Source organism: Paenibacillus sp. Y951 (assembly GCF_056786395.1).
In genome coordinates, this window is record NZ_JBXCIY010000008.1 from 38,919 (window position 1) to 64,032 (window position 25,114).

Annotated in this window: 22 protein-coding genes, 1 riboswitch and 1 other annotated feature; of the genes, 5 read left to right on the forward strand and 17 right to left on the reverse strand. The window is 39.7% G+C overall.

Annotated features, from left to right (window positions below):
• The 12 genes from AC1TPB_RS13190 to AC1TPB_RS13245 all read right to left on the reverse strand — a co-directional run bounded on the left by AC1TPB_RS13190 (position 1) and on the right by AC1TPB_RS13245 (position 12,595).
• A complete protein-coding gene (locus AC1TPB_RS13190) occupies positions 1–693 on the reverse strand; it encodes a response regulator transcription factor (RefSeq protein ID WP_482064372.1) in 693 nt (230 codons plus the stop codon).
• Positions 694–764: 71 nt separating this feature from the next.
• Positions 765–2,435: a S1C family serine protease gene (locus AC1TPB_RS13195; RefSeq protein WP_482076928.1), complete on the reverse strand. Its 1,671-nt coding sequence runs from the start codon at positions 2,433–2,435 to the stop codon at positions 765–767.
• Between the two features lie 669 nt (positions 2,436–3,104).
• Positions 3,105–3,590 carry a hypothetical protein gene (locus tag AC1TPB_RS13200; RefSeq protein WP_482076929.1) on the reverse strand — a complete coding sequence of 162 codons (486 nt, stop codon included), beginning with the start codon at positions 3,588–3,590 and terminating at the stop codon, positions 3,105–3,107.
• 215 nt (positions 3,591–3,805) lie between these two features.
• Positions 3,806–4,468, reverse strand: a complete 663-nt coding sequence (locus tag AC1TPB_RS13205; RefSeq protein WP_482076930.1) for a response regulator — start codon at positions 4,466–4,468, stop codon at positions 3,806–3,808.
• Complete coding sequence (locus AC1TPB_RS13210; protein WP_482076931.1) at positions 4,465–5,502, reverse strand: sensor histidine kinase; 1,038 nt, start codon at positions 5,500–5,502, stop codon at positions 4,465–4,467. Before AC1TPB_RS13210 ends, AC1TPB_RS13205 begins: the two co-directional genes overlap by 4 nt.
• Positions 5,503–5,505: 3 nt before the next feature.
• A complete protein-coding gene (gene liaF / locus AC1TPB_RS13215) occupies positions 5,506–6,294 on the reverse strand; it encodes a cell wall-active antibiotics response protein LiaF (RefSeq protein WP_482076932.1) in 789 nt (262 codons plus the stop codon).
• Between the two features lie 259 nt (positions 6,295–6,553).
• Positions 6,554–7,006 carry a DUF2269 family protein gene (locus tag AC1TPB_RS13220; protein ID WP_482076933.1) on the reverse strand — a complete coding sequence of 151 codons (453 nt, stop codon included), beginning with the start codon at positions 7,004–7,006 and terminating at the stop codon, positions 6,554–6,556.
• A 236-nt stretch (positions 7,007–7,242) separates the two neighbouring features.
• Positions 7,243–7,404, reverse strand: a complete 162-nt coding sequence (locus tag AC1TPB_RS13225; protein ID WP_482076934.1) for a hypothetical protein — start codon at positions 7,402–7,404, stop codon at positions 7,243–7,245.
• 90 nt (positions 7,405–7,494) lie between these two features.
• Entirely contained in the window at positions 7,495–8,769 is a 1,275-nt protein-coding gene (locus tag AC1TPB_RS13230) for an MBL fold metallo-hydrolase (protein ID WP_482076935.1), read from the reverse strand.
• An 8-nt stretch (positions 8,770–8,777) separates the two neighbouring features.
• Entirely contained in the window at positions 8,778–10,454 is a 1,677-nt protein-coding gene (locus AC1TPB_RS13235) for an ABC transporter permease (protein WP_482076936.1), read from the reverse strand.
• 3 nt (positions 10,455–10,457) lie between these two features.
• The gene (locus AC1TPB_RS13240) at positions 10,458–11,555 is read right to left on the reverse strand and encodes an ABC transporter substrate-binding protein (RefSeq protein ID WP_482077063.1); all 1,098 of its coding nucleotides are present in this window, start codon (positions 11,553–11,555) and stop codon (positions 10,458–10,460) included.
• 5 nt (positions 11,556–11,560) lie between these two features.
• Positions 11,561–12,595: an ABC transporter ATP-binding protein gene (locus tag AC1TPB_RS13245; RefSeq protein ID WP_482076937.1), complete on the reverse strand. Its 1,035-nt coding sequence runs from the start codon at positions 12,593–12,595 to the stop codon at positions 11,561–11,563.
• A gap of 173 nt (positions 12,596–12,768) precedes the next feature.
• On the opposite strand from AC1TPB_RS13245, the gene AC1TPB_RS13250 reads away from it, so the two are divergent.
• Positions 12,769–13,758, forward strand: coding sequence for a LysR family transcriptional regulator (locus tag AC1TPB_RS13250; RefSeq protein WP_482076938.1), 990 nt, complete (start codon positions 12,769–12,771; stop codon positions 13,756–13,758).
• Between the two features lie 27 nt (positions 13,759–13,785).
• On the opposite strand, the gene thrS is transcribed toward AC1TPB_RS13250, so the two are convergent.
• Both thrS and ytxC read right to left on the reverse strand, forming a co-directional pair.
• Positions 13,786–15,723 carry a threonine--tRNA ligase gene (gene thrS / locus AC1TPB_RS13255; RefSeq protein ID WP_482076939.1) on the reverse strand — a complete coding sequence of 646 codons (1,938 nt, stop codon included), beginning with the start codon at positions 15,721–15,723 and terminating at the stop codon, positions 13,786–13,788.
• Positions 15,724–15,928: 205 nt separating this feature from the next.
• Positions 15,929–16,164, reverse strand: a binding site (T-box leader).
• Positions 16,165–16,258: 94 nt separating this feature from the next.
• Positions 16,259–17,215, reverse strand: coding sequence for a sporulation protein YtxC (gene ytxC, locus AC1TPB_RS13260; protein WP_482076940.1), 957 nt, complete (start codon positions 17,213–17,215; stop codon positions 16,259–16,261).
• 448 nt (positions 17,216–17,663) lie between these two features.
• On the opposite strand from ytxC, the gene AC1TPB_RS13265 reads away from it, so the two are divergent.
• Positions 17,664–17,852 (forward strand): hypothetical protein, encoded by a 189-nt coding sequence (locus AC1TPB_RS13265; protein WP_482076941.1) that lies wholly within the window; start codon positions 17,664–17,666, stop codon positions 17,850–17,852.
• A gap of 25 nt (positions 17,853–17,877) precedes the next feature.
• On the opposite strand, the gene AC1TPB_RS13270 is transcribed toward AC1TPB_RS13265, so the two are convergent.
• Both AC1TPB_RS13270 and metA read right to left on the reverse strand, forming a co-directional pair.
• Positions 17,878–19,032, reverse strand: coding sequence for a PLP-dependent transferase (locus AC1TPB_RS13270; protein ID WP_482076942.1), 1,155 nt, complete (start codon positions 19,030–19,032; stop codon positions 17,878–17,880).
• A 21-nt stretch (positions 19,033–19,053) separates the two neighbouring features.
• Positions 19,054–19,971 carry a homoserine O-acetyltransferase MetA gene (gene metA / locus AC1TPB_RS13275; protein WP_482076943.1) on the reverse strand — a complete coding sequence of 306 codons (918 nt, stop codon included), beginning with the start codon at positions 19,969–19,971 and terminating at the stop codon, positions 19,054–19,056.
• Between the two features lie 317 nt (positions 19,972–20,288).
• Positions 20,289–20,393, reverse strand: a riboswitch (SAM riboswitch).
• Positions 20,394–20,778: 385 nt separating this feature from the next.
• On the opposite strand from metA, the gene corA reads away from it, so the two are divergent.
• A complete protein-coding gene (gene corA, locus AC1TPB_RS13280) occupies positions 20,779–21,714 on the forward strand; it encodes a magnesium/cobalt transporter CorA (protein WP_482064387.1) in 936 nt (311 codons plus the stop codon).
• A 105-nt stretch (positions 21,715–21,819) separates the two neighbouring features.
• Here the strand turns inward: corA and AC1TPB_RS13285 are convergent, their stop codons facing one another.
• Positions 21,820–22,620: an AAA family ATPase gene (locus tag AC1TPB_RS13285; protein ID WP_482076944.1), complete on the reverse strand. Its 801-nt coding sequence runs from the start codon at positions 22,618–22,620 to the stop codon at positions 21,820–21,822.
• 253 nt (positions 22,621–22,873) lie between these two features.
• Here AC1TPB_RS13285 and AC1TPB_RS13290 point away from each other — a divergent pair, with 253 nt between their 5' ends.
• The gene (locus AC1TPB_RS13290; protein ID WP_482076945.1) at positions 22,874–23,776 is read left to right on the forward strand and encodes a LysR family transcriptional regulator; all 903 of its coding nucleotides are present in this window, start codon (positions 22,874–22,876) and stop codon (positions 23,774–23,776) included.
• Between the two features lie 355 nt (positions 23,777–24,131).
• On the forward strand, positions 24,132–24,968 hold the full coding sequence (locus tag AC1TPB_RS13295) for a histidinol-phosphatase (RefSeq protein ID WP_482076946.1): 837 nt from the start codon (positions 24,132–24,134) through the stop codon (positions 24,966–24,968).
• Positions 24,969–25,114 lie beyond the last annotated feature (146 nt).

The following is a 25,114-nucleotide window of genomic DNA, read 5'->3' on the forward strand; positions in this document are numbered from 1 at the left end:
TTAACCTACCTCTCCTCTAAGCACGTAACCCGTTCCTCGAACCGTAATAATAATACGGCTATGCCCGCCTTCCTCTAGCTTTTGGCGTAGCATTGCAATATATACTTCTAGAACGTTCGATTCCCCACTGAAATCATAGCCCCATATTTTCTCCATAATTACATCTCTCGTTAATACCCGCTTCGGATTTTGCATAAATAATAATAGCAGGTCATATTCCTTAGAAGTTAATTCGATTCTTCGTCCAGCACGAATCGCTTCTCTCGCATCTATATCAAGCACTAGATCCTCGTAAGTTAATACCGTTTCTGCTTTGTCCTGCTTGTCCACTTTCCTACGGAATAATGCTCTAGCTCTGGCCAATAACTCTTCTAGCGCAAAGGGCTTTACAACATAATCGTCAGCCCCTAGATCCAATCCCTTCACACGATCGCTCACTTCATCTTTAGCTGTAAGCATTAGAATCGGCACTTGACTACCACTTTCACGAATGCGCCTACATACTTCCATGCCATCGATATAAGGCATCATCACATCCAAAATAACGAGATCAGGTTCTTTGATCATAAAGCTTTTCAAGCCATCTGCACCGTTGTTAGCAATCGTTATTTCATATCCTTCAAAAGCGAGTGAACGCCTTAACATCGACGTTATTTTATCGTCATCATCGATAACCAATATATGCTGTCTCATATGTACATCCTCCGAATTTTAGTAACAAAGACGCAGAGAGCTATTCCCCGCGTCTTTATTACATTTATATATTATTTTAAGCCAAATTCGTTTTTATCGCCAATAGTGACAGAAAGCGTCATATTTTTATTGTTACGAATAATTTGTAGCTCGATCGATGTACCAACCTCTTTATTCTTAATATAATCTATAAGCGCTTGCGTCGTCTTAATCGTTTCATTGTCTACACCAGTAATAACGTCGAATTGCTTCAGGTCACCGACATAGGCAGGAGAATTATAATAGACACTTCTCACGATCGTCCCTTCAGTGTTAGACAATCCCAGTTCTTCGGAGATTACTTCTGTTATATCTTGCAACTCAGCACCGATAAATGGTGCAGCTGCTTTCGGTATTGCCTTATTGTTTTTCAAGGAATCTAACACTTCATTAATCGTTGAAGTCGGAATAGCAAAGCCTATCCCTTGTGCTGTAGAGCTTACCGCAGTGTTAATCCCAATAACCTCACCATTTAAGTTAAGCAATGGCCCACCAGAGTTACCTGGATTGATCGATGCGTCCGTTTGTAATAAATTCTCATAGTTACGAGTACCTTCTGTGTCAGATATATCAATCGGACGTTCTTTCGCACTCAACACCCCAACCGTTAATGTATGATCAAAGCCATAAGGGTTACCAATGGCTACAACCCAGTCACCGATTTTAATATCTTCCGAGCTACCTAATGCTAAAGTAGGAAATGGTTCATCGCCTGTTACTTTCAAGACAGCAAGGTCTAGCTCATAGCTGGAACCAAGAAGCTCTGCAACAAGTGGTTTGTCATGGCCTTCAACAACGACACGGATTTCATCAGCATCTCCAATAACATGCTGATTCGTTAAAATATAACCTGTTTCATCAAAGAAGAATCCAGTTCCCATACCTGTTTGTTCCATTTCACCGCTTGAGCTATTATCTCCGCTATTAGATTTCGGAATGCTATCACCGAAAAACTGTCTAAAGAATGGATCATCGAGTAAAGAGCTTGAGCCGCCACGACCCGATGAATATGATGCATAGGTCTCAATCTTCACTACAGCCGGACTCGCTGTTTGGAACAACGATGCAATATTAGTAGGACGGTCTTCCATTACATTGCTAGATGATACTGAACTTCCTTTTTCTGTAACAGCCGTTTTCAATGATTCGTTTGAACCATTTTTTAGCGTTGATGATTGCGTTGATACCGGTGAATCAGTAGAGAACCAATTTTGCACATCTGCTGTATACATTAATAGACCGACTGCAATGACGCCAGCCATAAAGGACAGGAAAACCTTGCCGAAACCATTCGTTTGTTTCTTTTCCTTACCTGTACCAGAAGCTTCATTACCTCCGCCTTGCGATATTGTAAATGGACGATAATTGGGTGGCACTTGATCTTGTTCATTATATATTGGCGGAGCTGCTTGATTCCCATATACAGGCTGCTGATAGGACGACGGTGCTGTTGGTTGCATCGTAGTATTTGGTCGAACATTACCGTAAGTATAATAATGCCTTGCATCATCGCTATTCGAATTTGGAGATTGACCGTATATTTGCTGTTGCTGCTGTGATTGCCCTCTTTGCTGCTCATTCACATTATAGCTGGACTCTGCATCTCCATTATTGATCTCAGCTTTGTCGTTACTTTCCGATGCATCAGAGTTTCCTCCGTTTTTGAAAAAGTCATCATAATTGTTTTTATTGTTATTATCCATTGTGTACTCCTCCTCGATCTATTCATATACTTCTGAATATAAGGTGATTACTCTAGCCTTGTTACGAAGTATACTTTATATGAATTTCATTTCCTATTGTTTCGATATCTCTATTTTGCACAATCTTCCTTAAAGCAAGCTTAAAAAAACATGAATTTAAAATAATTTTGAATATACAAATTTCGTTTTCATTGTATTTTGATGTACACTATTTTTGGTACTACTTAGTTCATTCACCAACTTAATAAAACAAAATTGACACTACAGACGGGTCTTTCGAGAAACTATGGCGCTGTAACGCCAAATTTGACACTACAGACCGGGATTTCGAGCAACTGTCGTGCTGTAACGCTAAAATTGACACTACAGACGGGTCTTTCGAGTTACTATGGCGCTGTAGCGCTAAAATTGACACTACAGACGGGTCTTTCGAGATACTGTGGTGCTGTAACGCTAAAATTGACACTACAGACGGGTCTTTCGAGATACTGTGGTGCTGTAACGCTAAAATTGACACTACAGACGGGTCTTTCGAGATACTAGGTCTCTCTTATCTTGGAACCTAAGTAGTGATCTATTTTTTACTATGCTCTCATATGAAACTTCAAATTAATAGAATAAACGAAAAAAACCGCGAATATCCGCGGGAAGTATTAATAATCGAACATGCTATTTGGTAATTTCGTTGACATATCTGAAGTTGTTAATCCATTGTGATTCCACTATTTCTTCAGTATTTATATCGACAATCTGAATTTCAATAGTATTATTGTTCGTTATTTCATCTTGTAGTTGTTTGGGTTCGGCTATAACTTCTATTATTTCTATGTTATCACCGCCTTGATATGTTTCACTCGGTTTTAATTGGATACCTGGTCCTCCCATTATTTTATAAGATGAATACTCATCTCTATCCAAGTATTGTTGAATCATATCTCCGTAAAAAACATAGTTAATATAAAATAGACCTATAAATTCGTTAGATGAATTTTTAAGACGATACTCAAAACTCATTAAAGTTCCTTCATTATGTTCAACCAATGTAACAATAGTGTTTTCCTTAACAATCATACTATTGCTATTATTGTCGTTTTCTTTAGAGCATCCAACTAATGCTATTGCCATAAATAATACAATACCAATTTTTCTTAACATTTAATGCCCCCCTCTAAACTCCCCCTAGCGGAGAGAACTAATTGCTAGTGGTATGCGTTCGTTTTTGTCCTCGGATTTATACATCCAATGCTATAACGATAAATCCGAGGACAACGGCGATTGGAACAGCAATTTGTTCTCGGAGCGGTCTTCGATTGGATCTGCAATTTGTTCTCGGAGTAGCCTTCGATTGGAACAGTAATTTGTTCTCGGAGCTAGCGATTAGCCCAACCTTTACGGTGAGCAAGTACTGCTAATTGCGTGCGATCATCAAGTTCACATTTCATCAACAAATTACTAACATGAGTTTTGACCGTTTTAATACTAATATGAAGCTCTTCAGCGATTTCTTTATTGGACATGCCATCAGCAACGAGTAGCAGCACTTCTCGCTCTCGTTCAGTAAAGCTTTCGTCCCCCTGCTGACTACGTTGGACACGCAAGCCTCTCGTCAAAGACTGTGAAACCTCCGTTGTCATGACAGGCATCCCTTTAAGTGCGCCCTTCAAAGCAAAGATTAACTCTTCCGCAGAAACGGTTTTCAACACATAACTAATTGCTCCCGCTTCAATCGATTGATATACTTTATCGTCTTCCAGAAAGCTTGTCAGCATCACTATTTTCATGGTAGGGTATTGCATGACAATACTGCGCGTTGCATCAATTCCATTCATTACGGGCATCATCAAATCCATTAAAATTAGATCTGGATGCTCTGTCTCATCTAGGGAATGTAGAAATTGCAGTGCTGCTTGCCCATCACTACATTCTGCGATAACTGAAAAACTAGGCTCTAGCATCAAATATGTTTTCAGGCCTAATCGCACCATATCATGGTCATCGACGATCATTATTTTCACTTGCTCATCCCCACTCATGACTGTAACTCCTTCTCTTTCAGCTTAGGTATCGTTACTTTGACAATTGTACCTCTACCTTCTTTACTAATAATTTCAGTCAAGCCACTCAGCTTCTGCGCTCGCTCTTGCATCGTCGATAAACCATATGATTTTCGCGATAATGCTTCATGCTTAAAGCCTATTCCATCATCCTGTAGCGTCATAATAACTTGACTATCCGTCTCATATAATGTTAATTGACAGGTCTCTGTTAGCGAATGTTTTACAATATTGGCCATTGCCTCTTGAATAATGAGAAACAGCTGATGCTCCTTCGCTTCAGACAAAGTCTCCTCGATTCGATATTCTAGCTTACCTTGTATATTATTTTGCCGACAGTAATCAGGATACCAATGTGTTAATGCACCTTGCAAGCTGCGATTTTCTAACTCCATCGGTCTTAAATGTGCGATAAATTTCCGCATCTGCTGCTGAGCGGTACTCGACATCGTAACAAGCTGTAGCATGACTTGGTCCGCTTGCTCCGGATTGACCTCGCGCAATTTTGTAATGGATGATGCACACATATGAATGGCAAATAATTGCTGACTTACACTATCATGCAGATCACGAGCAAGCCGCTTACGCTCTTCCAGCACAGCAGACTCGATCGAGTCAGATTCCTGCAGCACGCGCGCTTCACCTAATACTTGCAAATACGATAGCTTTTGCTCAGTCTGTTCAAGAAACTCATTAAACGGTTCAAACAGTTCGGTTAGCGGATCATCATTATTATAATGCACCCTTGCACCATAATCACCGTTAACTGCATTTTTGATCGCATATTCTAATCGTTCCAAACTATTACGTTCTTTTCTAGTAATAAAATGAGCAAGAACGGCACTAAAAAGTACCGTTATTACAACTGTTATAAGCCAAAGGGAAATCGTATGATAATATGGCTCTAACAATATATAAAGTCCCAGCCCGATCACTGTAGAACTAATCGACAGTAGCAGAACGCGATTAGCAAGCGAAAATGCTTTAACTTTATTCAGTTTAATAGAAGCCATAGCTTACCCTACTTTCTTCACCTTTACATCACCAATAAATGTTGAGACGACAATCACTACTTTTCGGTCACATTCATTGAAATGACTGCTTTGCTGATTCAATTGCGACGACATAATTCCACCTTCGCGTTGATCTAGAAATTTACTCTCACCGATAAATGCATTCATCTGTACTCTTACCCCAACCGTAACATCATTCGGTATAAATACTTTAATATCACCGATAAACGCTGAAATAATAATCCGAGTTTCTCCGTATGGAATTTGTGCCTTGGTCAGATCGATTGTTGTATCTCCAATAAATGCTGATAAATTCATCGGTTTAAGCTCCCAGTGCTGCTTGCCAAAGTGAAAATCACCAATAAACGTAGACTTATTTATTTTGTGATCACCGAATTCATCAAATGTATGGTCGTATGAATGATCATGTCCAAAGTTTTTCCATTTGGAACGGGATGAAGATGGTGGCGACTCCTCATAGGTTGGTCCGTGCTGAGATGAATATCTGTCATCTTCATAATCTGTACCCTTCATTGTTGGATCTTCATGTAAAGGCGGCGGTGGCTGCATATTCGGATTGTATTTATTCCAGGTGGAATCGCTCTGCTCCTCATGCTTACGGTTTTGCGTAATCATTTTCACGCCGTAATATATAACCATAACGCCTATTAAAATAGTAATGATCCTACCAAGTCCAAAATGGATAAAACCAAGCTGTTTCCCCAGAAACCAGCTACCGACCACAATAATAATTAGTCCAACACCGTATTTATCAAAAAATGAGCGTTTCATTGTACATCCATCCTCTCGTCGTTCTTATATATGTAGTATAGCTAAATTTAACAATTCCACACAGCGTCGATAGATTGAAATTGTTCTCGGTCTAGAGACTGAGAGCGGGAAATCGAAGTTGCTACAGAGTTGTTTGACGCAACTTTATTCAATACGAAAAAGCAATCGCAAAATAGCTGACGAGTGCTTATTGATGTTAATCTATTTTGCGATGCAGACTCAACTAGCTCCACGTCTTCTAAAATTAGCTTGTTTTCACTTAGAAAGGCTTCGTAAGCATTAATATAATTATTACTATAAATATTACATTTTCAATATGTTCATAGAAAAACAGTTTTTTCGATAATGTGTAATACTGATTGGGAATTTCTTCACCTATATGATCTTTCAACAATTGCTTAATCGGACGCGACCTTGGTGATAATACCAACGGTCCGAACGCTAAAGCAACCAAAAATAGCACTAAGCTTATGACATACCATCCACCTGTAAATAAATAAGGTCGTAATATGCCCATCCATAATCCCGTAATTAATAGCAACGTTCCACCAATCATAACAATGATATGGATACGATGCCGAATAGAATAAGCATGCTTCAATTCGCTCATTGTATTAGCCTTCGATACGATAAAGGTTAATATAAACCCTGGACCCATACCCAAAATTGCTGAAAATACATGTACAAACACTAGCACACCATATAGCGTCATAATTACACTCCGTTCTACGTTCAACGATAGCACCAAACTTATTATGTAATATTTTTCCAACCAAAAACATTCAATCTAACTATTACTATAATTATAGCTTATATTTCCCACTGTAATATGTACAATATAAGTACTTTTCTTATTGCTACAAATAATTCATGCTTTGACCAATAATATCGAAAAGCAAAAAAGAGAGGCTTTTCAGCCTCTCTTTCTTGTACATTATATTATCTAACCTAATTTTTGTTCTTTTTGTTGTTTTGTCTCGATAAAGAATTTTGGTTCTTAATCTCGTTAACATTGATCTCTTGTGAAAACTCCGTATCTTGTATCTGGCTTTGTGGAGTGCCTTGTGGAATGTTACTTTTTGCAAATTGTTTATTTTTATTGTTAGCCATTTGTAATCACCTCCCTAGACTAGTATGAGCAATTGGCATTTTCATATGCATCATTTTACTCGCCTTTTTTTGGGAGGTAAGGGAATCGTTTCAACAAATATATTGCTGTAATAACTGACCTTGTACTTTAATATATCCAAGCTTAGCTAAATGCTTAATCAATCGTTCAGTCTTATCGACTCCAGCATGAACCAATAATACTTGTAACGGCTGTAGCTCTAGCAACATTTTTTGAACATCAGGCAATCCTTGATGCACTTTATATCGGCAGGAGACAATTTCACATCCCGCTCCAGCAAATAGATGAGCATCTTCACTCAGATGACCTGTAAATACAATCGCATGTTTTGAACTGTTGCTTAACCACTTTCCATAGCTACGTGCTGGCTCAGCAAGCAGCATCCCGTCTGTTGATAAAATAATATGTGGATCACCTCCGAGTAGTCCCCTGCGCTCTGCCTCTCCTGCAATTTGTCGCACTTTACTAAGTGCTTCATCAAGCTTGCTTAATGAGTCACTGCGCAACCACTGGTTCGAAGTCTCACACTGAATCAACCGTTCCCATTCATTAATTAAATTTAACTCCGCTGAAATAGGTAACTTTGGTAGTCGTTCATTTATTTCCACAATAAGATCTAAGCCTCTACCAATTAAAGGAACGGGGAGTAACACATGCCCTCCTCGTTGATGTACAATATCTAGCTTTTCAATTAGCTGTGCCACATGGTAAGACTGATCCTCTGCTGCATCACCATACGCAGCATCTACAATCGCTATATCAATTTGTTGTCCATTCAATAACGATTGACCTGGCATCGTTGACTGTAATAAGGATGACTCTGAGCTATAATCGCCTGAATAAAAAACTAAACTACCTTCAAGCTCAAGTAGCAACCAAACTGCACCAGGTAAATGTCCACTTGGCCCAAAGCAAAGTCGTAGCCCTGGCAAAATCGACACCCAACCATCCGCTTGTAATTCATCATCAATAAAGCGATAGTGTAGTTTTTCCCAATCCGCTACTTCATAAGGCATTTCCTTACCATGCGACTGTACGTAAGAGCACCAAGCACGAGCATACGCTGGCAATTGCCGGTAAGTTTCTTTCGTTAACCAAATATCCCCTTTATACCCATACTGTAATAGTAGAGGTAGAGCCGCCATATGATCTTCATGCGCATGTGAAAGAAATACGGCGTTCAATGAACGTACTTGTTCTGCTACGATTCGCGGATATTCGCCACCATATTCCTTCTTGCCACCACAATCAAGTAATATCGATAGTTCATCGCCCTCTACCAGGTAACAAGACCTTCCGTGCTCACCTGCTCCTCCCCATACATCCACTTTAAGATGTTGTTGCATAAATCTCCTCACTTTCTGTCCGCACCTAGATGATTCATTACAACCAGTACTAAAGTTGTCAAACCGACGGAGACAACTGCCATAGCCATTCCTAATGACACCTCGCCCTGCTCAAACTGACCGAATATATACGTAGCAGTCACCTGCATAGACGGTGGCAGTACCATTAATGAAGCCACTAGCTCACGGGCTGAGATCGTAAAAGTCATCATCCAACCTGCCAAAATACCAGGAACGAGCAAAGGCAATATAACTCTCCGAAAAATGTAAAATGGTTGACCACCAAACACTCTTCCTGCCTGTAATAAACTACTATCAATCTGCCCCGCCGATGCTTTTACATATTGCACGGAGTAAGGTAAAAAGAACACTACATAGGTGAGAACAACCATTGAGTATGTGTTATAAATTGAAATTGGCATCCAAGGTGCATTCCATAATAAAATTAATCCAACTACGATAACAATGCCAGGAACGGTGTTCGGTAGAAGGCTCAACATATCTAGACTACGCTGAGACCAACGCTTTAAGCTTCCCATCTGCAATACTAGAAAAGTACCGATAAGAACAGCAACAGTTGCAGCTATAGCAGCCAGTCCCATACTATTGATTAATGCTTGCCAGCCCTTTGAACCTGGCCGGAGTAGCTCCATATAATGTTCCAGAGATATATTAGTCCAGGCGAGACCATTACCTCTTAACTTTTGCAATGAAGTAACGATAATCGAGAAATAAGGAATCCCAATAGAAAATAGTAATAATAAACCAATATAACCCCAGCCAAAAATCGATCGCCAGCCACGCAAAGGCAACATCCGAGTGCGCATACCTTTCCCGCTTAGCGTTTTATATTGATACTTTTGACTAATAACATTCTGTATATACCAAAATATTAGACAAGCTCCAAGTAAAATGGACGCTAATGACGTAGCTTTACCAAAATCTATTGGCCAGCTTGAAGTAAACCGATGAATCTCACTAGTTAATACGTAATAGCCAATTTGTCGCCCAAATGTCGCAGGTGTTCCAAATTCAGCAATGGTCTTAACAAACACAAGTAAAGCTCCCATAGCATAACTGCCTAACAATAACGGAAATATGACTCGTCGTAACAAATAAAACATATTGCCACCATGAACACTCCCTGCTTCCTCCAACGAGCCTCCTATGCGCATAAGTGAATTGCGCAAAATGAGATACAGGAAAGGAAACAAATGCAGGCTCATAATGGCGACCATCCCGAGCAAGCTAAAAAAGTGGGGAGTTATCCACGCAACAGCGGGAAACAACTGTTCTGCAAAGCCGCGTCGCTGCATGAAGAGTATCCATCCCATTGAGCCGATATAGGGTGGTGTCATGAAAGGAATAATAAGAACTACGTCAAGCCAAGCGTGACGACCAATTGACGTTCTAGCTGACAAAAAAGCCATTGGTAAAGCTAGCAATGTAGAGCCTAGAACGACCCATCCTCCGAGCACAATAGAGTTCCAAAAAATAGAGATAAGACCTGGATCAGACAACACTTTTAACGGAGCGAACGCATCAAATGTGTCATTAGGAAACACGCTGTGCAGTAATACCATTGTTAATGGAACTGCCACTAACAATGTAAGCAATAACAGCCCCACTAGCATTCTCCACGAGGAAGCGGGGAGCCGTAGCCCCCCGCGAAATAAGTTATTCATAACTTATTTGAATAGCTCCAGAAATTGTTCGCTAATTGTTTCGCCTTGTTCGCTCATCCAGTTCCAGTCATAGTTCAATAGCTTAATGTCTTCAATATTCGTTCTATTCTCCGCTTTGATATCAGCTCTTCCTGGCAGTAAATATGCACCAGTAACAAGTGCTTGTGCTTCATCAGATAGAAGGTAATCGATGAACAAACGGGCATTTTCAACATTTGGTGAAGTTTTCATAATCATTGCTGCACGCGGATTAATAACTGTTCCACTTTCAGGATAAACGATATCAACCGGCTCACCTTTTGCTTTCGCACTATAAGCCATGTAGTCTACACCAGCCATTACCGCACTTTTAGCTCCAGTAATAACTGGATCAAGTGCTTCCTTATTAGCACCCGCCATCGCTACGCCATTTGCTTTCAAATCCTCGAATAGGCTCCAATTATTATCCCCCTCATCATTCAGGTATCCAGATATAAAATCAAGGGCAGAACCTGACAATGAAGGATCAGGAATATTAACTAGTCCGTTCCATTTAGAATCTGTCAAATCAGTCCAATCAGTAGGGATCTCTGTAACTAATTTAGTATTGTAAGTTATGCCTAGTGCTGAAGCGCTGTATCCGAACAAATGATAATCGGAATCTACCCAGCCAGACTGCATCTTATCAGCATTTTCTGCGTCCGCATAGCCTTGTACCCAACCATCTGCTTTCATAGACATAGCAGTTGGCCAAGATGCTACGACTACAATATCTGCTATCGGATTGCTTTTCTCCGCTTCCAATCTGCCCAACACTTTACCAGTTGTACCGTCAAATTGTTCAACTGTAATTCCGTATTTCGCTTCAAAGCCTTCTTTAATTTTTGTAGCTAGCCCTTCTGGACCAGCAGTATAAACGACAACTTTTCCAGATGGTGCTGGTGTAGCTCCCTTATTTTCAGATTGTTCAGTGGATTGAGTAACAGGGGGCTTCTCCGTTGCATTTGTACGATTGCTATTCGTGTTGTTATTACTACCACAAGCTGTAAGTACACTACTCAAAATCAATAACATCGCGAGCGACCATTGCCAAGATACCAATCTCATTACATTGTTTTTCATTGCTTTCATCGGTTAATAACCTCCCTAAGTTTGCCTTGCTCTTTTTCCATTGATATTTCATTTATAGATCGATACTTTTCTCCCAGCGTATGAATATGCTGCTCAGCCGCAACTAACTGAATCTTTTGACCAAGGGTCATCCGTTCGTTATGATAAGCTGTCCAGATCGTATCATCTGCCAGCCTCACTGCTACCTCATAGCGATCACCGAAATATGAAACTCGAGTAACAATACCTTCAAATATACGATCACCAGATCTTGCTATCCAACGGACATTTTCAGGTCTCACCATTCGAATATTTGGCTCCACCCAATTGGAACGACCTACAAATTGAGCAACAAATGGATGAGTAGGTGCATGATAGATTTCCTCTGGCTTACCACGCTGAAGAACCTCTCCTTGCTTCATGACGATAATTGTATCTGACATCGACATAGCTTCCGTTTGATCATGCGTAACATAAATGGCAGTCAAACCTAATTTACGCACCATCTGAACAAGCTCTTCGCGCATTTCATCTCGAAGTAAGGCATCAAGTGCACTAAGTGGTTCATCAAACAGAATGAGTCTAGCGCGAGATGCAATCGAACGAGCAAAGGCAACACGTTGTTGTTGACCTCCAGATAACTGATGTGGGTATCTCTTCTCGAACCCTTGCAAACGCACAGCTTCAATAGCTTCTGCCACTTGCTCTGCAACCTCCTTGCGTCGTCCCCGCGCCTTAGGTCCGAATGCAATATTTTCATATACTGTCATATGCGGCCACAGTGCAAAATCCTGAAATACCATTCCTAATTCCCTTTGCTGTGGTGGTAAATTGATACCGTTGGCGGCATCGCAAACGAGCTTACCCCCGATTCGTATCGCTCCACTGTCGGGGCCTTCTAACCCGGCAATCAACCGTAACAGCGTTGTTTTACCACAGCCCGATGGACCGAGTAATGTAGTAAAGGTTCCTGAAGCTATTTTCAAATTGAGCGGATGAAGCGCAGCCGTGCCATCAAATGTTTTGGTTACGCCACTTAATTCCACCTCCATGTCCTTCACTCCCATCTCGTCTTTTCTTGCTTGTCTACAGATTAATCTTTATTCATCAGCTGGATATCTTCGTAGTGTTAAGTGTTTATTAAATAAACTATTAGTATCTTTACATTCTCATAGAGATAATCTATACTCCGAGGTACAAAATCTTCTACTGGAGGCAATCCAACATGAATTTTATTAAATTAGATATTGTTGTATTACTTGATCAACATAAAAAAATAACCGCCGTCGCAGACGCACTGGGCGTCAAGCAACCGACGATTACCTTTCATATGAAAAGTCTAGAGGAGCAATATGGTGTACCACTCTTTGAAACATATGGCGGTAGATATAAACTCACTCGTGCTGGAAATGCATTACTTCATTATGCGCGGAAAATTAGAGCACTGGGACTTGAAGCAGGACGTATAATGGCTGAGCAACGCTCACCTGAGAAGGGAATATTTCATATTGGAGCAAGTTACGTAGCAGGTACCTATTTGCTTCCTATGTGGATTCATCAATTTAGAGAAACATACCCTGAAGTAGAGGTGCGACTTACGATACGCACTGCACCTGTCATTCGCCAAATGTTAGCAGAGCGACAAATTGACATCGGCTTCATATCCGCTCAAAAAGCCAACACCGAAGACGGACTGTATTACGAAGAAATTTGTGATGATAAGCTTGTCGTCGCCTTTTCTGCAGACCATCCACTTGCAAGAAAAGCTGATATCAATCAAGCTGCAACAGGTCGTAATGACCGAACAGAGGATTCAAATAATATAGCTCCCAAGTTCAATATGTCTTCTCTTTCCGATACGTCATCGCTGCAACCTGAAGAGCTTGCAGCTTACCCTTTTCTACTACACGGTTCACAATCTACAACACGTGAAATGACCAATCATTGGGCGCAAACAAACAAAATCACATTAACTAACGGCATGGAGATGGATTCTTTAGAATCCATTAAACGTACGCTTATGCATGGTAACAATATAACTTTTATCTCCCATACCGCTATTCAAGAAGAAGTTGCGTTGGGTAAGCTTGCTTGCAAGGATATTCATAAAGATTTCCCATCCCGCATGATCTTTGTCTGCTATAGTCCTGAGCGTTGGATATCTCCACAAATGAATGCTTTTCTCGAGATTGTTAGAGAGAAAAAGCCGATCTGACAAGTCAGATCGGCTTTCAATACAATATTATTGAGCTTTATTTGCAATTTCTTGTTGTACTAGAGCAATGAACTCAGTAATTGGCATGGAACCAATATCGCCCTCGCCACGTTTACGAATGGCGACAGTGCCCGCTTCTTTTTCATTCTCACCGATAACAAGCATATATGGAGCTTTCTCTAGCTGCGCTTCACGAATCTTGTATCCAAGCTTCTCATTACGAAGATCCTTCTCCACACGAATACCCGCTTCCAGCAATAGATCATTCACTTTCATTGCATACTCATCGTATACAGTAGATACAGGAATGATTTTAGCTTGAACTGGAGATAACCATAGTGGAAGCGCACCTGCAAAGTTTTCAATTAAGTATGCAGTCATACGTTCCATTGTACTAATAATACCACGATGAATAACGACTGGACGATGCTTCTTACCATCGTCACCGATATATTCAAGCTCAAAACGTTCAGGTAGTAAGAAGTCTAATTGTGCAGTAGACAATGTTTCTTCTTTACCAAGTGCAGTTTTGATCTGTACATCAAGTTTAGGACCATAGAAAGCAGCTTCGCCTTCAGCTTCAAAGAATGGAAGCTCAAGTTCTTCAACTACTTCACGAAGCATACGCTGTGACATTTCCCACATCTCATCATTTTGGAAGTACTTCTCAGTATCCTTAGGATCACGATAAGATAGACGGAAACGATATTCTTTAATGCCGAAATCCTCGTAAACTTTACGAATTAAGTTAACAACGCGAGCAAACTCTTCTTTAATTTGATCAGGACGACAGAAGATATGAGCATCATTCAATGTCATTGCACGTACGCGATGAAGACCAGTTAGCGCGCCTGACATCTCATAACGGTGCATTGTACCCATCTCAGCAATACGAACTGGAAGATCGCGATAAGAACGCATATCACTCTTATATACCATCATATGATGCGGACAGTTCATCGGACGAAGGACAAGCTCTTCATTATCCATTTGCATTGGAGGGAACATATCTTCGCTGTAGTGGTCCCAGTGACCAGAAATTTTGTAAAGTTCGACGTTAGCAAGAACTGGAGTGTATACATGCTCATAGCCTAGACGTTCCTCAAGGTCAACGATATAACGCTCCATTGTTCTGCGAACTTTGGAACCGTTAGGCAACCATAGCGGTAGACCTTGACCAACTTCACGAGAGAATGTGAACATTTTCAACTCTTTACCAAGTTTACGGTGGTCACGTTTTTTCGCTTCCTCTAGGAAATGAAGATGCTCATCTAGTTCTGCTTTCTTAGCAAATGCAGTACCGTAAATACGTTGTAGCATTTTGTTCTTAGAATCTCCACGCCAGTAAGCACCTGCTACGCTAAGTAGCTTGAATGCTTTAATACGTCCTGTGCTTGGTAGATGCGGTCCACGACATAGATCGAAGAATTCACCTTGATCATACATTGTAATAACGGAGTCTTCTGGAAGATCGTTAATCAATTCTAATTTCAAATTATCTTGCAGCTCAGTAAATATAGCTAGCGCCTCTGCACGCGAAACTTCACGACGACGAATTGGCAAGTTTTCACCAGCAATGCGAGTCATTTCTTTCTCAATTTTCACGAGATCCTCAGGAGTAAGTGATTGCTCCATATCAAGATCATAATAGAAACCATCCTCAATAACTGGACCAATACCAAGCTTAATATCTGCATCTTTGTAAATGCGTTTGATCGCTTGCGCCATAAGGTGAGCTGTACTATGACGATATACTTCCAGACCATCCGCACTATCAACAGTAACAATTTCAACCGTCGCGTCAGCTTCAATCGGTGCATATACGTCTACGACTTTACCATTTACTTTACCTGCAATTGCATTTTTTTTCAGTCCAGAGCTAATCGATGCTGCAATATCTTCAGTAGTTGTTCCTACCGGATATTCACGTACAGCGCCATCGGGGAAAGTTACATTAATACTCATTACATACGACCTCCAAAAATTTTTATATCCCTCTAGAATCTACTTCTTGTTCATAAAAAGCAACTTAGAAGCTTTACCAATTGAGCGATTATTGCCCTGCTAATATCATCAAGCGAGCATTGAGATGAGGTTCAACTTTCATTGTCATTGTTGTGATTAAGCATTATTAAACACGTTACAAAGCACAAAAAAAGCACACATCCCAAAAAGGGACGAGTGCTTGTCAGCTCGTGGTTCCACCCTACTTCAACTACATCAATTGCAGTCCTCGTAAAAATCTGATAACGGAGATATCCGGTATAACTTACTTCGTTCGTAAGAACGTTCTGCTATACAGCTAAGAAGTGGTACAGCTATGTGCATCATGGAAGGAAATTTCAGCCTAGTTTCCTATCTCTGAGCCTGTGCGGCATAGTTGCTTGTCTTCGTCATTGCTATTGCTTATAAGTAGTAAGAACATCGCGAAATGTTCTTCGTATATTCAACATTATAAATATTTCAATCCTTTTCGTCAAGGTGTGTACAACTTCAGTAGCTATTGGAACGGAATAATCTCTTCTTGATTACTACGACACATGGGGCATGTTGTGCATACTTGAGTACGATCACCGAAAATTGTCTTAACAGTACGAATAACTTGGTAGTCATGATGCTTAGCATGAATCATTATTTTTTGCGGTGAAGCCGATATTAATGAGCTAATTACAATATCTTCAATATTAATCTCAGTCTCCAGCATCTCAGCAACAATCCGATCATTCTCTTGCTTTATTTCTAAAGGTTGCATAGTATCATCACAGAGTATAAAGCTATTTCCATTTTGTTGCACTAAATGTACAATGTCTATCCGGGTCTCCTGCAGCTGTACAAAATATTTCAATAACATCATAAATTCTTCGTACTGCTGATCAAGTATATATTCATCCAGCGCATATTCGATAACTTCTTTCAATTCACGTTTGTAGCTATGCATTCGAAATGCGACATAACCATCGAGATGTAGCTCCGAATTGATCTCTAGATGTTGATTAAGCTCTTCAGCAATTTTATTAGCTCTACGTTGTCGGTCTTCCTCCGTAAATTTCTTTCCAAGCGGCTCCCAAGGGTCATTATTCAAAATATTATAAGCATATTGTTCAACCGTAGCAGGCTTAATATTGTTCTTCTTACAGCGTTGTTGGAGTAATAATTGGATCAGATTTGCCTCAAAGTGCTCAACAATAAAGCGACCTAATAATTTGGATACTAATTGATAAAGCATCGGTCCATGCAGCAATAGCTGAAACTGCGGCATTTGGGCAACAAATGTCAGCTTCTTACTTACCATATCCACCTCCAATTGGATTGGTAATGCGATAACTTGCTGTCGGTCACGCTTCTTCCGTTGGTCAGTATTATGTATATAGGTCAACAGTTGCTCATTAATTTGGTGAATTAGCGGTTGCAAATGCTGCTCTCGATGACTGGGGAAGTAAATCGTTAGTATACTCAATATGATCACTCCTTTCTCCCCTAAAGTATATGGTCAGTGGACACTGTATATACAGGGAAGAGTTTGGCATACATACAATAAATTATATAAACCTTGTACGCATAAAAACAAAAAAAAGCTGTACAGCCAGTAAACTTCACAGTTTACAAGCAATACAGCCCATAGATTTCAATATATTGGTACATGCTTGGTACTCGTAGCCGAAACCCAGCAATGTGTACGGTACGAGTACACGAGCGGTCAATTGTCCGAAGCTTCCAATAAGGTTCAAAAAGCGGACTTTCGCAAGCCGAGAAGATGACGCGTTACTTGAGAAAGGCGGAAGCGCAAGTGTACATGATTACGTACACGCGAACCGTACTTTCCAAGTTCGTTTCATATTCGACGTCGAATAATCTACGTCAGCATATACATCGTTATCAAAAGCAATGTAACAGAACCCAGCAATGTGTACGGTACGAGTACACGAGCGATCAATTGTCCGAAGCTTCCAATCAAGGTTCAAAAAGCGGGCTTTCAGAACCGAGAAGATGACGCGCTACTTGAGAAAGGCGGAAGCGCAAGTGTACGTTATTGGTACACGCGAACCGTACTTTCCAAGTTCGCTTCATATTCGATGTCGAATAAGCTACGTTAGCCTAATCATCGTTATCAAAGTCCGCTTATTGAACTTCCTCCACAGCGGCTGCTAGTGCTTGATCTAGGTCCGCGATCAGATCCTCCACATGCTCAATCCCAACAGAGAATCGCAGCAAGCGATCATCGACGCCAATCGCTTGACGGATTTCCAGTGGGATATCTGCATGAGTTTGCACAGCAGGGTACGTCATTAGCGACTCTACCCCACCTAGACTTTCTGCAAATGCAATCAACTTCACATGTCGTAGTATTGGAGCTACATAACGTGCATCCTTCACTTTGAATGAGAATATCCCGGTATTACCAGACGCTTGCTTATTCTGAATATCATGCCCAGGATGAGTTGCGAGAGCAGGATAGAACACCTCTGATATTGCAGGATGAGTGACCAAATGATTCGCAATGGCTGTCGCATTCGCTTGATGGCGTTCCATCCGCAATGCTAAAGTTTTCATCCCTCTAGCAAGTAAAAATGAATCCTGCGGTCCAAGTACGGCGCCTATGGAATTATGCAGAAAAGCCATCTCCGCTGACAATGCCTCGCCCTTCGTAATAATAAGACCTGCAAGCACATCATTATGACCACCCAAATACTTCGTCGCACTATGAATAACGATATCTGCACCAAGCTCGATCGGTCGTTGATAGTATGGCGTAAGTAATGTATTATCCACAATCGTAAGTAGACCGTTCGCCTTCGCCCACGTCGTTACCTTCTCAATATCAGTCACCATCATTAATGGATTAGTTGGCGTTTCAATTAGTACTGCTTTCGTATTAGATAGTAGGCTGGATTGCAAATCATCTAAGCTGTTCGTATCTACATAGGTTGCAGTTACACCAAAGCGAGACATAACACGCTCCAATAGGCGGTATGTGCCACCATATAGATCAAGAGATACGATAAGATGATCACCTGAACTGAAATAAGCAAAGATTGTTTGAAGGGCAGCCATACCCGAGCTACAAGCAAAAGCCGCATCTCCAGATTCCAATTCTGCTACTGCTTCCTCTAATACGGAACGTGTAGGGCTTTTCGTTCTTGCATAATCAAAGCCAGTGCTTTCACCTAGCGCTGGATGACGAAATGCCGTTGCCTGATAAATGGGAAAGCTTACAGCTCCCGTTACTGTATCTTTTTGTGAACCAATTTGTGCCAAACGACTTTCGATTTTCATGAAATACTCGCCCCTATTCCTCTATATCCCTGCGCCTAATTCATAAGGCGTAAGTTGGTAAACATAATAATTCAACCAATTTGAGTATAATAAATTAGCATGCGCTCTCCACGTAGAGATCGGTGTACGATCTGGGTTATCTCCCGGGAAATAGTTTTTCGGAACCTCTATCTCAAGACCTTTTTCTTTATCGCGATCATATTCGAATTTTAATGAAGCAGGATCATATTCAGAATGACCTGTTACGAAAATCTGCTTGCCTCCCTTAGAAGCAACAATGTATAATCCGGAATCTTCCGATTCTGACCACACTTCAAGATCTTCGATCTTTTCAATATCTTCACGACGAACTTCCGTATGACGTGATTGGGGCACGAAAAACATTTCATCAAATCCACGAAGCAGCGGAACATTGCGCGTACTTAATATATGAGGATACACTCCGAACATTTTCTCATCAAGCTGATATTTAGGAACTCCGTAGTGATAATAAAGGCCAGCTTGTGCTGCCCAACAAATATGGAAAGTAGAAGTAACATGTATTTTACTCCAGTCCATAATTTGCGTTAACTCTTCCCAATAGTTCACTTCTTCAAAAGGTAGATTTTCTACAGGCGCACCAGTGATGATCATCCCATCAAAATATTGATGTTCAATCTCATCAAATGTTTTGTAAAAGCTTGTTAGATGGTCCGATGATGTATTCTTAGATGTATGAGTTTTGGGGTGTAACAACACAGCTTCAACCTGTAGTGGCGTATTACCAATCAAACGCAACAATTGAGTTTCAGTTGTTTCTTTGGTCGGCATCAAATTAAGGATCACAATTCGCAATGGTCGAATATCTTGTTTGTAGGCAATACTTTCATCCATCGTAAAAATATTCTCACTTGTTAAAACTTCCTTGGCCGGTAGAGAATCGGGAATCTTGATTGGCATAACACTCACTCCTTAAACTTTTCATAACTACTTTGATACACTTCTTGCAATGAAAAGTACATCGAAAGCATAATCCTAACTTTTCATAACTACTTTGATACACTTCTTGCAATGAAAAGTACTTCGAAAGCATAATCCTAACTTTTCATAACTAGTTGATATACTTCCTGTAATGAAAAGTACTTCGAAAGCATAATCCTAACTTTTCATGTCAGCTTGATATACTTCTCGTAAATGAAAAGCACACCATTTTTGTCTAAACGGACGCAAAAAAAGACCATTCTGTAATGAGAAAAGGCCTGTATATCGGAACCTCTCTCTCATCTCCCAGAAACTAAAGCTTCCGCAAGAATTAGCACCGTGCATAACTGTCGGTTGCCGGGCTTCATAGGGCTTTTCCCTCCGCCTGCTCTTGATAAGAAAGTAGCATATTCAATTTTTACTATTACCAATACTTTATAGCATTATGAGAGTTACGTCAATAACCTGATATTCAATCATTTTTTATATTTTATAGCAAATTTATATTGTATGATTCGAACACATCAGAGTATACTAGACAAGGATTCATGGACTTTTCGAGTATAAAGCAATTTTATTATTAATGAGGCAAAGGAGTGTGTGGCTTAGATGGACGATGATCGACCAAGTCCCTGGCAATTTCATATTGGGATGCTACCATTACAGCTTGCTAACGATTGTTGCTCTTCTCTATACCCACAGCTGCTTTGCTACTAAATATAGATGATGACATTGTAAGCAACCTCGTAATTTGTGTAGCTCCTCCAGACAGGAAGGAGAACTATTATGAAAATTAGACATGTTAAAAGTGGAAATTTTGATTTAATAAAAAATATTGAGGATACTTTAATACCTCCTAACGAAGGATTCTACTGGATTGATGCAGATGTCGACGATCTTGTCGTCTTGCAGCCATTGTTCGGCATGCATGATCTTGCAGTAGAAGACTGTTTGAATGAAGAAGAGCAACGCCCGAAAATCGAAATTTATGAAAGTCATTATTTTATCGTGATCAATAGCCTTCGTTTCGATGATGAGGAATTTTTCCTGCGTGCCCTTAATATTTTCCTTGGTAAACATTTTATTATTACAGTAACGAAGCAAAAAATTAATGAGTTGCGTACGTTAAAGCCCATCCTTTGGGAGCAAGAAGTAACAAGACCCGATCAATTTCTTTATCACTTGGTCGATTTAGTTATTGACAATTATGCACTTGTTGGTGATCGTATTGAGCTTCGTATCGAGGTACTTGAAGAAGATATATTGATGCATACCAAAAAATCTCATTTGAATGAGATTATCGGCTTACGCAGTGAAATTCTGTGGTTGAAAAAAGTACTTGGTCCACAACGCGAGCTAATCGCTACTTTAATAAAAAAAGAGCTTAAATTAATTGATGACCAACTACAAAAATATTTCAGTGACGTATATGAAAATGCATTGAAAATTGCTGAGTCTTTCGATACGTATCGCGATCTAATGGGTAACTTACGAGAGGCATATCAATCCTCCCTATCTAGCAGAGCCAATGAAATTATGAGAGTATTTACTGCAATTACAACGATTTTCATGCCGCTAACTTTTATTACTGGTATATATGGAATGAACTTCGATTCAATCCCAGGCATTCACTTTAAATACGGCGCTTATGTCATATTAGGTATTATGATTACGCTCGGAATTGGGATGTACTTTATTTTCCGCAAAAAGGAATGGTTGTAACTTCACACTACTACATTTTAGCCAACGACCTCTTTAAGTCTCTGATTGCTTGTCTATCAGCTACTTAAGGAGGTTTTTGTTGTCATAAGTACAGCACCTATGCAATTACTTAAACATATGATTACGACTTTGAAAAAACTCATAAAAGAAACGTACATTTTCAAGTTCATGCCATTGTGATGTTTTCAAGCTTGGCGCATCCATATTATAGATTTTCGCATCAAGAGTACCTAACATAAAGGGGGAATGGCTAGCAATGATAAACTGACAGTTAAAATATCTAGCTAGCTGATTGATTTCTTCACAAAGCTTAATCTGATTAGCAGGAGAAAGTGATGTTTCAGGCTCATCGAGCAAATATAGTGCATCAGGCAATAAATATTGATCGAACATTTGCATGGACGTTTCTCCATTAGAATATTTTTCATTGGCAAATTTCATAATTTCAATTCGTTTGTTCATTTGTGCTGATTGCTTTAATTGCTCTATCTGTTCCTTCGTATATCCTAGTTTAGAATGCTCATACAAATAACCCTCTCTTAAAACAGACTCTTGTTGAATTTTTTTGATCTCATATAATATATCTTCACTTTTCATATAAAGACTATCGTCAGGTATTTTCGGCTGTTTATGAGCATTTACAGTATCAGGTAAGGAAAATGAGCATTCCTCAATAAAAGCGTCGTAATACTTATGATTGGATAAATGCTCACTTCCCTTCATATTTAATTTGTTAGCTATCAAATTAAGTAAGGTTGACTTACCTGATCCGTTGTTTCCATAAATCACAGTTATTTTATCGAATATAAATACTTCACCAGCGTTATTGTTAAACACACGATAGGGGTAAATATTTGGATTACGCTCGATTACGGAAGAAAGCTTGAAGCTGTTCAAATATATCATGTAAGAATCCCCTTTTATTTCAAAAGTTATTTGCGTATTTTTGGCTTGTTCATGAGTAGATACCACTTTGTTTTGATAAGTATATTATCTGTGTAACTCTAAGTAGTGTCCACTTTTTATTCTAGTGCAATTTCACAAAAAAATCGAAAAAAGGGATAGTTACTCAATTATTTTTGCCCATTGAGCTTGTATTCGCTATAATAGAGGATAGCTCCATCGAGTTGAACTATTCGAGAAGGGGGATTGGCGAAAATTGAATATTAGTCAGCTAGAAACCTTACTTACAATTTCGAAAACGATGAGTTTTCGAAAAGCTGGTGAACTTTTGAATTTGACTCAGCCAGCTGTATCGGCACAAATCAAAAGCTTAGAAGAAGAATTCAATACCATTTTGATTGATCGTAATCAACCCGTCACTTTAACTGAACATGGGCAAGTATTTCTTGAACATGCTGAACGAATGCTCTCGATTGTTGATGACTTAAAACAAAGACTTTCAGATCTTAACGATAATCCGCAGGGGCATATTATTTTAGGAACAACAGCATCTATCGCAGTTCAAGTGTTACCTAGAGTACTATCCTATTTTCAAAATCAATACCCACTAATCAAAACAACCATTCATACGATGCCATCTTCCCAAGTTATGACTAGTGTAGATAATGGTAGCGTAGACATTGGTATTACTTACTTGACTGAAAAAAACACAAATATAACTTCCTCAATTCTTTATTATGATACATTTGAATTGATTGTATCCCCTGAAAATCCATTGAGCCAATACGATTTTATTACAATGGATCAGCTGCAGCATGTCCCTTTGATTATGCTTGCACCTGATACTTTAGGTAGACGTTTCGTTGATCAAATATGTAAAGATTGCCGCCTGACTCCTAATATAATAATGGAATTGTCCAGTAGCGAAGAAGTTAAACGAATGGTTGAAATTAATCTCGGCGCTGCAATTGTATCTAAACTAGCAATTGAACAGGAACGTAAGTTAGGTACTATTAAAATAATTAGAGTAGAAGAGCTTGTTGCTACACATCCTGTAGGTGTAGTCTACAAATCAGGACGATATATTAATTCAGCGATGCAGCAATTTTTAAGCGATTTGAAGGGGATGCCCCAGTATCAATTTATGAATGCAGAGTAGATAGGGTAGTTCAATAAACAGCCTTTGATAACGATGAGGATGCTAAAGTAGCTTAGTCGACATCGCATCTGAAGCGAACTTGGAAAGTACGGTTCGCGTGTACGTAATCATGTACACTTGCGCTTCCGCCTTTCTCAAGTAACGCTCCACCTGCTCGGTTCTGAAAGCCCGCTTATTGAACTTTCATTGTAAGAGTAGTTCAATAAACCCTTATAGTAAAAGCTTCCGATGTACTTTTCAACTCAAGGAAGCATTACAAGAAGCATATGAAAAGTTGTAGGTTATGCTTCCGTCGTACTTTTCTTTAACAGAGAAGTTTAACAAAAGCAAATGAAAAGTTGTAGGAGGATTGCAAATGAGTACATTTGATAATAGCAGCCGTGTTAAATTCGATCTTCACACCCATCATAACCGTTGTGGACATGCTGATGGAGTAATTGAGGATTATATTCAATCTGCAATCGCACAAGGCTTTCAAGCTGTTGGTATTTCAGATCATACGCCTTACTTCGCACACGATGATGATCAGCCATTCCCAGGTATTGCGATGGCTAGAAGCGAATTTAACAATTATATTACAGAGGTACAATCGTTAAAACAGAAATACGAAGGTCAAATTGATGTATTACTAGGGATCGAATCTGATTTCTTCCCACAACATACAACTGTGTATGAAACAGCCTTGAATGAAGTACCTTTCGACTATGTCATTGGCTCCGTGCACCAAGTAGCTGGAGTAAGTATCTTTAACAGAAATCGTTGGAAAAATTTAACCGATCAAGAAAAAATCGAGACGAAAGAGCTTTACTATGATCTTATTGCTCAATCTGCTCGCAGTGGACTATTCCAAATTCTTGGTCATATCGATGCCATGAAAGGCTACTATCCACCATTTTCTGATATCCCTGCTTATAATAAAATAGATGAAACATTGCAAGTCATCGCTGATTGTAATGTTGCAATTGAAATTAATACGTCAGGTAGCACCAAAGATGTTGGTGGCTGGTATCCTTCTGATGATATTTTGGCAAGGGCATATCATTATGGTGTGAAGGTAACGTTCGGTTCTGATGCTCATACTCCTAAGCGCATTGGTGATGATTTCGATGAAGTGGCAAACCGCTTAAAAGACATCGGCTATCGTAGCTGGGTTTACTATAAAAATCGTCAAGCTATTGAGGTAGCCTTATAATATTTTTGTAGCTAGCTCATATTGTTATGTTCTATAATATAATTTTTATCAATTACCTTTCTAACTTACAACATTGTTAAGTGGGAGAGGTTTTTTCATGCCCATTATTTTGACTAGATATTTGATTACTCCAGTATTGACCGTCA